Raw genomic sequence first — 13,449 nt, forward strand, 5'->3', positions numbered from 1 at the left:
AAAACTGGAAAACTTGACCTAAACGGAAACAATGATCATGAAATTACCGCTACGAATCCGGAAGAAAATCGAGACAGAAGAAACAATCCTTGCTGTCGCCAAGAGACTATTTTTGGAAAAAGGTTATTCACGAGTTACCGTTCCAGAAATCGCAGATATGGCGAACGTATCTGTAAAAACTGTCTTCAATTATTTTGGTTCGAAGGAAGAACTCGCGTTTCGAGAAGAGATTCTATTCTGTGACAGATTGGTTTTGCACATCCTATCACGAGAAAAAGGCCAATCCATTTTTGATGCGTTTCAAGATTTCGTTTGGAATTTGATCCAATCCATTGATCCTGAAAATTTAATCGATTCTCTCCCTGGTTTCCATCCATGGATGGACGATCCCATCTTAGAACAACGTTATTTACAGTTATGGGAAAATTACGAAAAAAGAATTAGTGACTCACTGCAATTGCAGTTCGAAAGGACTGGGTTCGACCCGATCTTAAGGGTGATTTCGTGCCAAATGGTCACTCTACTCAGAACACTTGGTTCGAAGGAATTCAAAGAATACTTGAAGCCAATTCCAATGGCATTACGCTACCGCGCGTTAGAAAAGTGGATTCTCGGATCCTTAGAACTCATGTCAGGGATCCGAGAATATTTACTGAAACTAGTTTAATTCACTCGATTTTTGTCAGCGAGTGTTCCTAGGAAAAGGACAATCTTTTTTGTTTCTTCTTCCGATAGATTGATCCCCAACTGATGATATGCCATTTTTTGAACTGCTTCTTCAATGGTTGCCACTTTACCATCATGAAAATATGGTCCAGTTAAGGTTATATTTCGCAAACTAGGTACCTTGAAGACAAATTTGTCCTCTGATTTTTTGGTAAGGTTAAATCGACCTAAATCTTCTGTTTTATATTCGTTTACAAGTCCGACCTTACGGTAAGAATTCCCTCCGAGTAAATTTCCAGAGTGGCAAGACGTACATCCAGCAGCTAAAAAGCTTTTAAATCCTGCTTGTTCTGCTTTTGAAAGCGCTTTGTAATCTCCTTTGACAAAATCATCAAATCGAGAAGACGTCACAAGGGTTCTTTCAAATGCCGCAATGGCACCCGCTAAATTATCATAAGTCACCGGATTTTTGTCATTAGGAAAGGCTTCCGCAAATAGTCTCGGATATTCAGAATCTTCGTTCATACGTTTCAACACTTCTTTTTCAGAAGGCATCGCCATCTCCACTGGATTCAAAATCGGTCCTTTTGCCTGTGCTTTTAAGTCAGCCGCTCTTCCATCCCAAAATTGTGCCAAGTGAAAACCAGCATTGAGAACCGTTGGAGAATTCCGATCACCATTTTTCCCAAAAGCTCCCGGAGAAGTGGGAAGGTTATCCACTCCAGCTGACTTACCTTCGATGTTATGACATGAATTGCAGGATTGAGTTTCATTCAGTGAAAGTTTTTTCTCAAAATAAAGTTTTTTACCGAGTGTAATGAGTTTTTCAGAGTCATTTTCAGAGCCTGGCATTTTTTCTGGTAATGCACCGATGATTTGTTTCGCTTTTCCTTGGATTTCTTTTGTTTCTTCAGAAGGACCACAAAAGACCAAAGAAAAGAGTGTTATGACGATTAGAAAAGGTGTAAATATTTGTTTGAGCATGTCTTTCCTCTTTCGGCTATATAGCGAAAAAATACAGAATTGGGCAAGTGAGAATTCAGGCAAAGATAACATATCTGAATAGAATCCGATGCCATTTTAGGTCATTTGGGGTAATTTGATGAAAGTTAACATCCGATTTTTTAAGTCCGTAATGGTAAAAAGACAGGCAAAATTCCCAGGAAATCCAAATCACTTGCTTATGGATTCAGCGAACTAAGGCAATTGCATGGCCTCCTGTTGCAAGTTTCATGGCAATCAAGGAAGTATCCATACATTCTGATCTGGCACGAATTATGCATTCAACATTTGTATCTTTCTGATTCAGGAGAATGAAATGTTAAATACCAGAACAACGGAACGAATTACAGCCTTAGAATGGGATGACTTAGTTTTAAAAATTTTTTCTATCAATGAAGTACCAGAATATGTCGTCTCCAAAATAGGGAATATTTCAGAATTAGGTGTTAGCAGTTGGTTTAACCATGAGATCCAGCTCAAAGAAAAGGATGTCGTGACAGGAATGATTGAGAGTGATTTGACTCGATCTAGAATTTCCTTCCGTGGAAAAATTGCCTGGCTAAAAGAGACGGAAGATGGGATGCAATTTGGGATCAAATTTGCAGAGGAACTCATTTTGCCTAATTTTATCATTGCTCGTTCCCTAGCAGAATCGGCGGCCTAAGAAAATTTAGAATTTATTGGCTCAGATCGCCAGAGAAACACTCGATTTGGAGTCGTAATCTTCCGATAGTGAAAAGGAAGCTATGTCCCAAGTGAAACATTTGATCTCCTGGCAGGATTGGACAGATGGAGAAATCCAGGAACTGTTAGATTTTGCAGTCTATGTAAAGAAAAACCGAGTGTATTTTTCGGGGCATATGTCTGGACGTTCTCTTGCCATGTTGTTCCAAAAAACATCCACAAGAACGAGAGTTTCGTTCGAAGCAGGGATGACGGAACTTGGTGGCCACGCAATCTTTTTGGATTGGATGGCTTCGAATTTTCTATTATCCGACATTGACTTTGAGGGCAAATATCTCTCGAGTAACGTTGCCATCATCATGGCTCGATTGAAAAAACATGAAGACCTACTCGTTCTAAAATCTGGATCTACGGTTCCAGTAATCAATGGATGTTGTAATTTATTCCATCCTTGCCAATCATTAGCAGACATACTCACAATCGTTATGGATTCACCCAAAGATTGGCAAAAAAAACAGTTATGTTATATCGGCGTTCACAATAACGTCGCGAACTCACTTGTAGAAATCACAGCAGCCCTCGGGATCCATTTGATTTTAGTCACTCCAATCGCTAGCAAAGAATCAATTGTATCTGATGCGATCGAAAGAGCCAAAAAGAAAGGCACCGTTAGTTGGGAGTTAGATGTAAAAAAAGCAGTTTCTTCTGCAGACTATGTATATACGGATACATGGGTCGATATGGAATTTTTCAACGATCCAAAATTCCAGAAGGAAAAAGAAGAACGCATTCAAATGATGATGCCATTCCAAGTGAATGTTGAACTTATGAAACATTCGAAAGCGAAAGTAATGCATGACATGCCAATTCATGCGGGTTATGAAATCACTAGAGAAATGGTAGAAAGTGAACGATCGATTATTTTTACACAGGCTGAAAATCGACTCGATGCGCAAAAAGCAGTGATTTTAAAACTTTTAGAAAACCACTCGTAGAATTCAAAAGAAGAATATCCCATAGATTGACTCATTCAATCAGTCGGATTTGTATTTTTCCCAAGGTGGTTCTTTTCGATTTACCATCCAAGCACTGAATCCATCTAAAAAATAAAGAAAATCGATTTTGTCTTCATGTTCAAAATCAAATCCCTGTAAGGCGTCGTGGTAACATTGAAACCAAATGGCACGTTCCTTTTCGGAAATCGGGAAAACAAAATGTCTCATCCGCATTCTCGCAGGTCCCCATTTTTCAATGTAATAACTTGGTCCACCTAACACTTGGATCATAAAATCAGCTTGTTTTTCTTTGGCGAGGTCCCAGTCACCTTGGAACATCCAACGAATCTCCGATTTTTGGATTAAATCATAAAAATCGGAAACTAACTTTCGAATCTGAGTTTCACCCCATTTTTGAAAGAGAAGTTTGATATTCGGGTTCGAGGGAGGTGGGCCTCCAGATGGCGTGTAAATTTCGTTTGGTTCCAATGCGAATTCCAGGTTTGCGAAAGGGACAGGAAGGGGAAGTCGATTTTTCGACCGGAGCCGAAGGCGTAGCCCGGACTGGCCCGGCCCTTTGGAACAAAGGGTTCGCCCCACCCCTCCTTAACGTGCAGGGAAATTTACAGGAAATGTAATTTTGAATCGAATGGATGTAGAAGGTGAATCCCTTCAGATTTTGCCATTAAATCCTGGACGACAGGCAAAATTCCCAAAACTTGGTAAAAAAATCCGAAAAAGGTATACTAAATGGCACTGACTCACCCGCAATCAGCTCTCTTTGCAGGAGAAAAACCTTTCCCTATCATCCCTGCTTGTGAACACTTCGCTGGATCTGAAAAACTCATCACCAAAGCTCTCGAGTTGCAAAACAAACTTGGCGGCCTTTTCGACATCACGATGGACTGTGAAGACGGTGCTCAAACTGGGAAAGAAAAAGAACACGCAGAAATGATTGTTCGCATTCAAAATTCTGAACTCAACAAACACAAAATGAGTGGAGTTCGTATTCATGATTATACCAACGAACATTGGAGAGGTGATATTGATATTATCGTTCCTGGAGCTGGAAACGTAATTGCATACATCACAATCCCAAAACCAACAAAAGCTAGCCAAGTAAAAGAACAAATCTCTTACATCCAAGAAGCTTGTAAAAAAGCAGGAATCAAAAGAGAAATTCCTATTCACGTTTTAATTGAAACTCATGGCGCATTAAACGACGTATTTGAAATTGCAAGTCTACCTTGGTTACAAGTATTAGATTTTGGTTTGATGGACTTTATCTCTGGTCACCATGGTGCTATCCCTGCTTCTTGTATGAAGTCACCAGGTCAGTTTGATCACGAATTACTTCGTCGTGCAAAATCAACTATGGTGGCAGCGGCACTTATGAATGGTGTGATCCCTGCTCACAACGTAACTTTGGACTTAAAAAACACTTACCAAACTTACCAAGATGCAAAACGTGCTCATGATGAATTTGGTTTCTTACGTATGTGGTCCATTTATCCTGCACAAATCCAATCGATTTTGGATGCAATGGCACCTAACTTTGCAGAAACACAAACTGCTTGTGACATTTTAATCAAAGCACAAGATGCAGATTGGGGACCGATCCAACATGATGGTGACCTTCATGACCGCGCGACTTACAGATATTTCTGGGAATTAGTCCAAAGAGCAAAACTCACAGGACAAAAACTTCCAGACGAAGTTGAAAAAAGATTTTTCTCAAAATAAAACTGATAAGATAAAATCGATTCGTTTGATTGAGATAAAAAGCCCACGGAAGTGGGCTTTTTTTTACTTAAGTTTAAATTTCTCTACTTGAGTAGACAAATAGGATGCCTGGGATGCTATTTCAGCAGAAACGATTGTGAGTTGGTCGGATCCTGAAGCCACATCTTGTGTTCCATTGGAAATACTAATGATGGTTTTGGATATTTCTTCTGTTGCTCGTTTTTGCTCAAACACCGCTTCCTCAATTTGAAGGTTTAAATTGGTAAGTAGTCCTGAGTTTTGTGCAATGTCTTTAGCATTATTCTCTTGGAGTAATACTGAATTCAGAACTCGATTGGCGGAGGTTTCAAATTCCTTCACACGGCTATTTAATAAATTCAAAACTTGTGCGGCTTCAGTCACTTTTTTGTTTCCGTTTTCCACGGCCGAGTTTGTAGAAATAACAAGATCACCGATTTCTTTTACAGAAGCACCGGTTTGTAAGGCAAGTTTTCCAATTTCTTCCGCAACCACTGCAAAACCTCGACCAGCATCTCCCGCTCTCGCTGCTTCAATTGCAGCATTTAACGCGAGTAAGTTGGTTTTTTCTGAGATTTCTGTGATAATATCTAATACTTCACTGATGCGTTCTGCTTTTTCACCAATGTCTTCCATCGCCTTTGTGGAATCATTCATTGCCGTTTCCCCAACAACCGCGTGTTCCTTTGATTCAGATGCAAATTTGGCAAGGTATTCCATCTCTTTATTGATGTTTTGAACTTCTTCGCGTAAGGTGAGAACAGATTTATCAATTTCCTTCATCTTCAAAACTGCTTCTTCCATTGATTTTCCCACATTGTCAGCAGAAGCAGAAAGTTCTTCGACAGCTGCCGAAGATTCTTCAGCAGCACTAGCCTGCGCTTGGGAAATATCGGATAAATTTTGTGAGGTGGAAGCCATTTGATTGGATTGGTTTCCTAATTTTTCAACAGTAAGTTTGATATCACCGATGATTGAGACCAAACTATTTCGCATTTGGTTCATTGAGTTTAATAAACTTCCGATTTCATCTTGATTAATTTCATCAGGACTAGATGCCAAATTTCCACTCGCGATTTGAGAGGAAAAAGCCGCAGCTTTCGTCAGTCTCACGCTAATTAGGTTCTTAAACACAAAGTTTAAAAAGAAAAGGACTACTAATAAAATCAAAAGTGAAATCGCAATAGTGCCAATTACTACCTTTGTCACTTGTTCTGTTAAAATCGAATCTGGGATACTGACTTGTAATGCCCAAAATTGAGGGTCCTTTCCAATATGAAATGGAGTAAAATAATCCGTATATCCATCATGTTGGATCGTAAACATCTCACCTAATTTTAGTTTTTCTAAATAAATTTTTAAATGTTCCGGGTTCTCAATTTTTTTCCCCAATTTGGTTTGGTCTTGCCCGTACATCACATAGGTTCCGTTATCCGAAATAAAGGCAATGTATCCTTGGCCGCGAAAAGGCCGATTGTCTCCGATTTTTTCTTGTAATGTGCTGATATCTAAATCAATTCCTGCAGCTCCTAAAAATTTTCCTTTTGGGTAAATAGGAACCACTAGAGAAATCATTTGAATTTTTTTGCCACCAGCGAGGTATTCATAGGGTCCAAACACCTTTGCTTTGTTCGTTTTTTTGACTTGTTGGTAATAATCGCCAGCACCATTAGGATTGTCATAATCAACCAAAGGTTCAAAATTAATTTTGCCATCTGGAGTGTGGTGAAGATAAGGAACAAAACGTCCTGTTTTGTCATGACCTGGTTTTCCAACAAAAGCCGAATCCCTTCCCTCATATGCGTTCGGTTCGTAACACAACCAGATTCCAAATATATTATCGTTTCTCTCTAAAATTTCGCGAAGGCTACTAATCATGGACTCCCGAGGAGGAGATGCATAAAACAAAGCGAATCGGTAACCACGAATGACTCCCATCATTGCATTCAAATGATCCTGGATTTGATAGGACCATTTCTCAGAAGTGATCTTTGCATTTTCTTGTATTTCTGACTTTAGGTCAGTCACGGTTCGGTAAATTTGAACGGATGACAGGATCGTAAACCCAACAAACAAGATACCAGCAATAAAAAGAGAGACCCTCTGGCGTATACTCATAGGGATCGATCTTACTCAATTGGAAATTTTTGTAAATTGTTTCGTACCCTGTTTGGCAAAAATTCCAGGTAAAAACAAGGTTATTTTTTGAATTTAGGGAATGGTACGAACCTATCTCGATGTAGTTCGGCGATAGGTTACATCTTGTTCCTTATTTTTTGTTTCTGGTTTGGATTTTGAAATTTCGATATTCTACGTATTCGATTTCGTCGACTTGGAGTTGGAAGACCCCTTTTGTGGAATGAATAATAAATATATCACCTAACTGAGCAACAACAGCACCTGACATAATTTCACCATTGGTTTTGTGGATGGTTTCTAGAATGCTGTAATGTTTTTGGATCTCTTCCTCATCATCAAAACCCATTTTTTCCGCGTCTGATGCGATTTGATTCAGAGCCTCTTTGCGGTTGTTTTGATGTTCGGATGCGATTTGTTCAATCGTTTCTTTTTTTACATCCGCGGATTCTTCTTTTGATTCAATTTGTTTTTGAACAAGTTCAGGATTCACGGAAACTAAAGTATCTGCTTCCGCTTTCTCTTTAGGAGAAATAGGACTTTGCACCTTTCCAATTCCATCGTTTGAGAGATTGGAGAATCCATTTAACTCCTCATTTGTGAGAGCGGATGCTGCCATTTTTGCATTGATTAAGTAAACTAAATCGTTTAAATCCGGATTCACTTCTAAGGCTTCACCAGGTTCTAAAACTACATCATTTTCTTCTAATGTTTTCACCAAACGATCATAATTGTCTTTTGTAAGACCATCATTGAGTTCAATCAGTTTCGGACCTACTTTGAAGGCAACAGATACGGCTCCTTCATACACCTTTACTTTGGGAACCGAACCTTTTTCTAATTCTAAGGAAAAGATCGTCCCCCTCACACCCGCCACCATTGTAGGAGAAGAGATCGATAAGTTTTGGTTGGGTTTTAATTTCACCGATTTCACAATTAAATTCCCAGTCCAGATGTATAAATCCGTATTCGGTTGAGAAGAGCCTGACAAATCTCGAAACATGACATCCGAATTTTCTTTGATTCGGATGATTTCACCGCGATACGTTTGGATATCGACTTTGCCGAGTTTGGATAAAATTCGATCTCCAGGTTTGATGACATCTCCTAAACTCGCAATTCGTTCCTTACCTTCGCTGAGAAGTGTCACTTGTCCTTGTAAGAAGGTCACGACAGCTCCTGCTGTTTCGTCCTTGTCCACCGACTTGGAAAAAGAAAGAAAATTACATTGAGTGATGACGAAGAGTAAGAGTGAGGATACAAAATATTTTTTCATATAGTTTTCCATTTTCAGTCGGTATTGTAAGTAACAATCCAATGGGATCATTTTTTCAAAAAATCGAAAGGATTTTTTGTGAATTCAAACTAATTTGGAATTGCCCAAATTCCATAACCAATAATACAAAACAATTACAAAGCCCAAACTGGATGAAAATACAATCAAATTGTAAATTCTGTTTTTCTGCCATACGGAGGGTAACAAATCAGCTGTTACAGGACGGACCAATTGCAAAAGAATCAAAATATAACCAATGAATGCCATGGTTGGACCGAGGAACAAGAGTTTACCGCCAAAGCTAAAACTACTCAATTCGATAGAATTTCCATTTGGATTGGAAACCAAGGCATCCAATTCCCTAAAATCTAAATTCCCAAACTGGTAACCAATAGGAGTTCCAAAAACTAGAATACTGGTTCCATTTTTCAAATGAATTTCTAAATCACTCCCAGAAACTCCAATTGAACTTGCACCAGTTCTCACAAAAGATGCGCCATCCGTATTGTACCCAATGCGAAAGAAACTACGATGAAAAAATAAAATCAATCATTTAAGATCGGAAATTTTTTTACCAACATGGGAATGGGGACGAAACCATTTCCTTTTTCCAATGATTTGGGAAGAATAGATACTCGCATGTCCAGACATGATATAGGAAATCTGAGTTGCCATTAAAAAATAGATTCCAGACGCGAAACCAAACAATTCCATTCCCATAATTGCACAAGCAAGTGGTGTGTTGGTAGCTCCGGAGAAAACAGCAATAAAACCGACACTGACAAATAATGACAAATGATGAGGACTGATTTCAGAAAATAAATTTCCGAGAGTGGCACCGATGAAAAATAATGGTGTGACCTCCCCTCCTTTGAATCCAAAACCAATGGTGATCGCAGTGAGTAAAAGTTTCCATAGAAATGCAGTATCAGATAAATTCTCAGTAAAGGCTGACTGGATGATCGGCACACCTAATCCAAAATAATCCACACTGACTCCTGCTGTAAAGAAAACCACAAGGATGGAACCACCTAACACTGGTCTGAGTGGAGGATAAACAATCCATTTTTGTGAAAACTTTGAGATGGTATGAATGGACCAGATAAAGATTTTTGCAACTATCCCTGAGCCAATGGAAAGTAAAAAAATTCCTAAAAATAAAATCAAATCTGCATCCCAAGGAACGTCGGGGAAGATAGAATGTTTCACATTCCAAAACAAACAAACTAGATGGGATAACCAAGCCATTAGAAGTGAAGGGAAAAATAGTTTCCACCGATACATTCCAATTTGAATCACTTCAATGGAAAAAATGGCAGCAGCAAATGGTGTACCAAATACAGCAGAAAAACCAGCACTCATCCCTAATATAATCAAGGTTTGTTGCTCTTTGATTGAAAATGGAAACAATCGGGCCAATTGGTGGGAGATGGATCCTCCCATTTGTACGGCCGTTCCTTCCCTACCGGCAGATCCACCAACTAAATGTGTCACAAGAGTTCCGATTAATACAAATGGAGTCATACGAAAGGGAATGATCGAACTTGTGGAATGGATCTCTTCCAAAAGTAAGTTATTTCCTTTGTTGGCTCTTGTACCAAAGTGATAGTAAATCCATCCAATCAAACCACCTGCGAGGGGAAGTAAATACACCAATGAAATATGATTTTCTCTTACGTGAGTCACCCAATCAAGGGCATGTAAAAAAAATGCAGAAATAGATCCAACGAATATAGAAACAATCAGGAATACCAAAGTCCATCTAAAGAGAAACTGATATAAATTTTTCACTACGTGTAAAATTTAACTTATGCCACAGAGGCGGATGTTTCCAATGCTTCGAGTTCCCTTTTTTTTGCCTTCATCATTCTTTCCGCCTGGGAGAGATACTCTTCAAAGGTAGGAAAATCCTTTGCCAAAATGGAACCACAATAATGGAAATAGATCTTTTTCGACTGCGAAAGATGTTTGTATTCTTTTAAACTTGAATAACCCATAAATCCACTGACAACAAACACATCTAAGTTGATATTAAATTTATAGGCAATCTTCATCACCCCAGTTTGAAATGGTTTGATTTCTTCTGTAAAAGTACGTTCCCCTTCTGGGTATAAAAAGATGGATCTTGTTTTTAAGACTCGTAACACATCTGTTTTGAAATTTCTAAAATTTGGTTTTTTTTCCGAGTAAATGACAGCCTCAACAATGGTTTTATGCATCATCAAAGGAATGATTTTGTATCTTTGGATGATATCGCCACCTAAGTAAGACAAACGAACATCTTTTTCTTTAATCAGATACGGAAGCGAAACGATTAACGGAACTTCCAACGCATTGGTATGATTGCAGATTAGAAATCGGTTGTTTCCTTTCGGATCCCAACCATCAAGTGAAACTTCTAAAGTACGACCTGTTAGAAGGAAAAACGAACGATACCAAAAGTAACCTAAATAGTTATTAATACGATTCGACGATCGATCCAAACCGGTTATCTTAAACACATAGGAAATCACCAACCCAATCGGAAAGATAATCACGAGAACAGGTATAAAATAACATAAGACTACAAAAAATTGAAGTTTGCCCATGGATGAATGGAAGTACAGATTGTAAGAAGGTAAACAAATATTCTACTAACAAACTTAAAAAAAATCTTAAACAGGAAGTTCTAATAAAAATTTAGGATAATCCTTTCGATCAATCATAATTTTCCCACCAATTTGGTCCGTTAACATGCCTATCAATTGTAAACCAAATCCTGGAGTGTTCTGAAAAGAGACTGATTCAGGAATCCCCTTTCCATTGTCTGAGTATTCCAAAATGATAGACGTCCCTTCTTTGGTTATTTTCAAATTGATAGCAGGATTTGCATGATCCACAAAAGCGTGTTTCATAGAATTTGTGATGAGTTCATTCAAGATAATTCCTAAAGAAGATAAAACTTTTGCATTCAACTCAATTGACTCTTCTAGAATTTCCAACTGGATTGAAACATTTTTGGGGAAAATGGAAACGATTTCATGGCAGATCGCTGGAAAATAATTTTGGATGGATACACTATTGTCTGTTTCCGAATGATAGAGTTTGTCATATAAAACGATCATACTTTTGATTCGGCCAGCGGCTTCATATAAAATGGTTTGTATAGAAAGGTCTTCTTGTGAATTCGCTTGTAAACTAAGTAAGGTAAACAGAGAACTCATGTTATTTTTGACCCGATGGTGTATTTCCTTTAGGATGTTTTCCTTTTCGATTAGTAGTTTTTGAATTTTAGTTTCGGAAAGAGTCCTAACACTTACATCTCTTAAAATTACCGTAAACAAAGACTCTCCATTGACAGTAATTTGCGAAATGGATGCTTCAATTGGGAATTCTTCTCCATTGGATCTGAGTCCACTGATTTCACCGAGTGCTCCCATAGCTCTCCTGCTGACACCCGTTTGCTTAAATTGATCAATATGTTTGTCATGTTGTTTTCGAAACGCTTCTGGGATCAATCTGTCCAAAGGTTTTCCAATGATATCACGCGCATCATAACCAAACATTTTTTCGGCAGCACCGTTAAACAAAATAATTTGTTTTGAGACATCGATGCTGATAATGGCATCCATAGCAGATTCAATGATTTGAGTTAATTTTGCTTCGGATTCTTTGATTTGTTTTAAGGCAATCAAACGTTCCGAAATATCCCTTGAGACAAAGATATATCCTGATGGCAAATCAGATTCGTCATTTAACAATACTAAATTGACTTCTATATTACGGATTTCCCCATTCTTCGCATATTGGATTGCTTCACCAATAAAACTTCCCTCATGATTGACCTTTCGGATCACTTCTTCGATAGAATGGGAAAGGAACTCTGTTTTTAAAACCTCAAGAATATTTTTTCCGATTACTTCTTCTTCCTTCCAGGAAAATATTTTTTCAGCAGCTTTGTTCCAATAATTAATTCTATGATTAAAATCCGTACCGATCACAGCATCCAAAACATTATTTAACATATTTGCTTGTTTGGCGATTCGACTTTGGACATTGTATTCTTCCGTAATATCGCGAAACACTAGTACGACACCTTTTGTTTCACCATTTAAATCTTTGATGGGCGAACCTGAATCAGCAATTTGAAACTCGGATCCATTTTTTGCGATTAAGACTGTGTGGTTTGCTAAAGCAACAATGGAATTTGTTTTCAAAACAACTTCCACTGGATTTTCTACTTTTTGCCTCGTTTTGACATTGATGATATTAAATACGCGATTGATTTCTAAACCAATGCCATCTTCATGAGTCCAACCAGTTAATTTTTCTGCGACGGGATTGATTCGAGTGATTTTTCCTTCTTTATCTGTTGCAATCACTCCATCACCTATAGAGTGTAATACTGTCTCTAAATGCTCTTTTTTGCTTTTTGTTAATTCATTTGCTTCGAACAACTTAAACGCCATTTTGATGGATGCGTCGAGGACGGTGAAACCTGAATTTTTCACCACGTAACCGTAGGAAGTAATAGACTCTGTTTTTTTTACGATTTCTCGTTCGGTATGTGAGGATAAAAAGACGATTGGAATTTCTCGGTGATTGAGAATTTGAGTGGCAGTTTCAGTGCCATCTAATCCCTTCCCTAAGTCAATGTCCATGAGGATCAAATCAAAAGGATATTCTTCTTTTAAGATGAGATTGATTGCATTTTCACCATTGGTTACATGGGTTACTTGATAACCACCTTGTTCCAATTGGTTTTTTTCATAAAGGGCTAAGATGGCTTCATCTTCTACAAGTAAAATTGATTTGTCTGCAACGATCGTCATCTTGAATCCTTTGGTCTATACTTATACGAATGCACAAAAAAGACCGAACTCTAAATGATGCCTGGATCATTCCGAATTTCAATCAAATATTTAGAAATTTTCTAATATTCAAATGTGG

At 38.2% G+C, this 13,449-nt stretch carries 12 protein-coding genes; 4 read left to right on the forward strand and 8 right to left on the reverse strand.

Going from position 1 to position 13,449, the window contains the following annotated elements; all coding sequences use genetic code 11:
* The first annotated feature begins 37 nt into the window (after window positions 1-37).
* Window positions 38-667, forward strand: coding sequence for a TetR/AcrR family transcriptional regulator (locus tag EHQ59_RS09340; protein WP_244245460.1), 630 nt, complete (start codon window positions 38-40; stop codon window positions 665-667).
* Here EHQ59_RS09340 and EHQ59_RS09345 read toward each other — a convergent pair.
* Complete coding sequence (locus tag EHQ59_RS09345) at window positions 664-1,650, reverse strand: cytochrome-c peroxidase (protein ID WP_135619394.1); 987 nt, start codon at window positions 1,648-1,650, stop codon at window positions 664-666. The genes EHQ59_RS09340 and EHQ59_RS09345 overlap by 4 nt on opposite strands.
* 334 nt (window positions 1,651-1,984) lie before the next feature.
* On the opposite strand from EHQ59_RS09345, the gene EHQ59_RS09350 reads away from it, so the two are divergent.
* Complete coding sequence (locus EHQ59_RS09350) at window positions 1,985-2,332, forward strand: LEPBI_I2431 family sigma-54 regulated protein (protein WP_135619395.1); 348 nt, start codon at window positions 1,985-1,987, stop codon at window positions 2,330-2,332.
* An 82-nt stretch (window positions 2,333-2,414) separates the two neighbouring features.
* A complete protein-coding gene (locus tag EHQ59_RS09355) occupies window positions 2,415-3,347 on the forward strand; it encodes an ornithine carbamoyltransferase (protein WP_135619396.1) in 933 nt (310 codons plus the stop codon).
* Window positions 3,348-3,386: 39 nt separating this feature from the next.
* Here the strand turns inward: EHQ59_RS09355 and EHQ59_RS09360 are convergent, their stop codons facing one another.
* Window positions 3,387-3,836 (reverse strand): globin domain-containing protein, encoded by a 450-nt coding sequence (locus tag EHQ59_RS09360; RefSeq protein WP_135619397.1) that lies wholly within the window; start codon window positions 3,834-3,836, stop codon window positions 3,387-3,389.
* A gap of 261 nt (window positions 3,837-4,097) precedes the next feature.
* Here EHQ59_RS09360 and EHQ59_RS09365 point away from each other — a divergent pair, with 261 nt between their 5' ends.
* Window positions 4,098-5,090 (forward strand): HpcH/HpaI aldolase/citrate lyase family protein, encoded by a 993-nt coding sequence (locus EHQ59_RS09365; RefSeq protein WP_135619398.1) that lies wholly within the window; start codon window positions 4,098-4,100, stop codon window positions 5,088-5,090.
* 63 nt (window positions 5,091-5,153) lie between these two features.
* Here EHQ59_RS09365 and EHQ59_RS09370 read toward each other — a convergent pair whose 3' ends face one another.
* From EHQ59_RS09370 to EHQ59_RS09395, 6 genes are all read right to left on the reverse strand, one after another.
* Window positions 5,154-7,226, reverse strand: coding sequence for a methyl-accepting chemotaxis protein (locus EHQ59_RS09370; protein ID WP_135619399.1), 2,073 nt, complete (start codon window positions 7,224-7,226; stop codon window positions 5,154-5,156).
* Window positions 7,227-7,377: 151 nt separating this feature from the next.
* Window positions 7,378-8,520 carry a FecR family protein gene (locus tag EHQ59_RS09375; RefSeq protein WP_135619400.1) on the reverse strand — a complete coding sequence of 381 codons (1,143 nt, stop codon included), beginning with the start codon at window positions 8,518-8,520 and terminating at the stop codon, window positions 7,378-7,380.
* Window positions 8,521-8,604: 84 nt separating this feature from the next.
* Window positions 8,605-9,069, reverse strand: coding sequence for a hypothetical protein (locus tag EHQ59_RS09380; protein ID WP_208652353.1), 465 nt, complete (start codon window positions 9,067-9,069; stop codon window positions 8,605-8,607).
* Window positions 9,070-10,311, reverse strand: a complete 1,242-nt coding sequence (locus EHQ59_RS09385; protein WP_244245461.1) for a chloride channel protein — start codon at window positions 10,309-10,311, stop codon at window positions 9,070-9,072.
* Between the two features lie 17 nt (window positions 10,312-10,328).
* Window positions 10,329-11,108 (reverse strand): 1-acyl-sn-glycerol-3-phosphate acyltransferase, encoded by a 780-nt coding sequence (locus EHQ59_RS09390; RefSeq protein WP_135619402.1) that lies wholly within the window; start codon window positions 11,106-11,108, stop codon window positions 10,329-10,331.
* Between the two features lie 66 nt (window positions 11,109-11,174).
* Window positions 11,175-13,331, reverse strand: a complete 2,157-nt coding sequence (locus tag EHQ59_RS09395) for a PAS domain S-box protein (RefSeq protein ID WP_135619403.1) — start codon at window positions 13,329-13,331, stop codon at window positions 11,175-11,177.
* Between the last annotated feature and the right edge of the window lie 118 nt (window positions 13,332-13,449).

It is taken from the genome of Leptospira kemamanensis (genome assembly GCF_004769665.1).
GTDB classification, from domain to species: domain Bacteria; phylum Spirochaetota; class Leptospiria; order Leptospirales; family Leptospiraceae; genus Leptospira_A; species Leptospira_A kemamanensis.

Coding starts and splice junctions, on each gene's coding strand:
- EHQ59_RS09395 (WP_135619403.1), bottom strand. CDS start 13,331: ATGACGATCGTTGCAGACAAATCAATTTTACTTGTAGAAGATGAAGCC.
- EHQ59_RS09375 (WP_135619400.1), bottom strand. CDS start 8,520: ATGAAAAAATATTTTGTATCCTCACTCTTACTCTTCGTCATCACTCAA.
- EHQ59_RS09365 (WP_135619398.1), top strand. CDS start 4,098: ATGGCACTGACTCACCCGCAATCAGCTCTCTTTGCAGGAGAAAAACCT.
- EHQ59_RS09345 (WP_135619394.1), bottom strand. CDS start 1,650: ATGCTCAAACAAATATTTACACCTTTTCTAATCGTCATAACACTCTTT.
- EHQ59_RS09350 (WP_135619395.1), top strand. CDS start 1,985: ATGTTAAATACCAGAACAACGGAACGAATTACAGCCTTAGAATGGGAT.
- EHQ59_RS09370 (WP_135619399.1), bottom strand. CDS start 7,226: ATGAGTATACGCCAGAGGGTCTCTCTTTTTATTGCTGGTATCTTGTTT.
- EHQ59_RS09340 (WP_244245460.1), top strand. CDS start 38: ATGAAATTACCGCTACGAATCCGGAAGAAAATCGAGACAGAAGAAACA.
- EHQ59_RS09355 (WP_135619396.1), top strand. CDS start 2,415: ATGTCCCAAGTGAAACATTTGATCTCCTGGCAGGATTGGACAGATGGA.
- EHQ59_RS09390 (WP_135619402.1), bottom strand. CDS start 11,108: ATGGGCAAACTTCAATTTTTTGTAGTCTTATGTTATTTTATACCTGTT.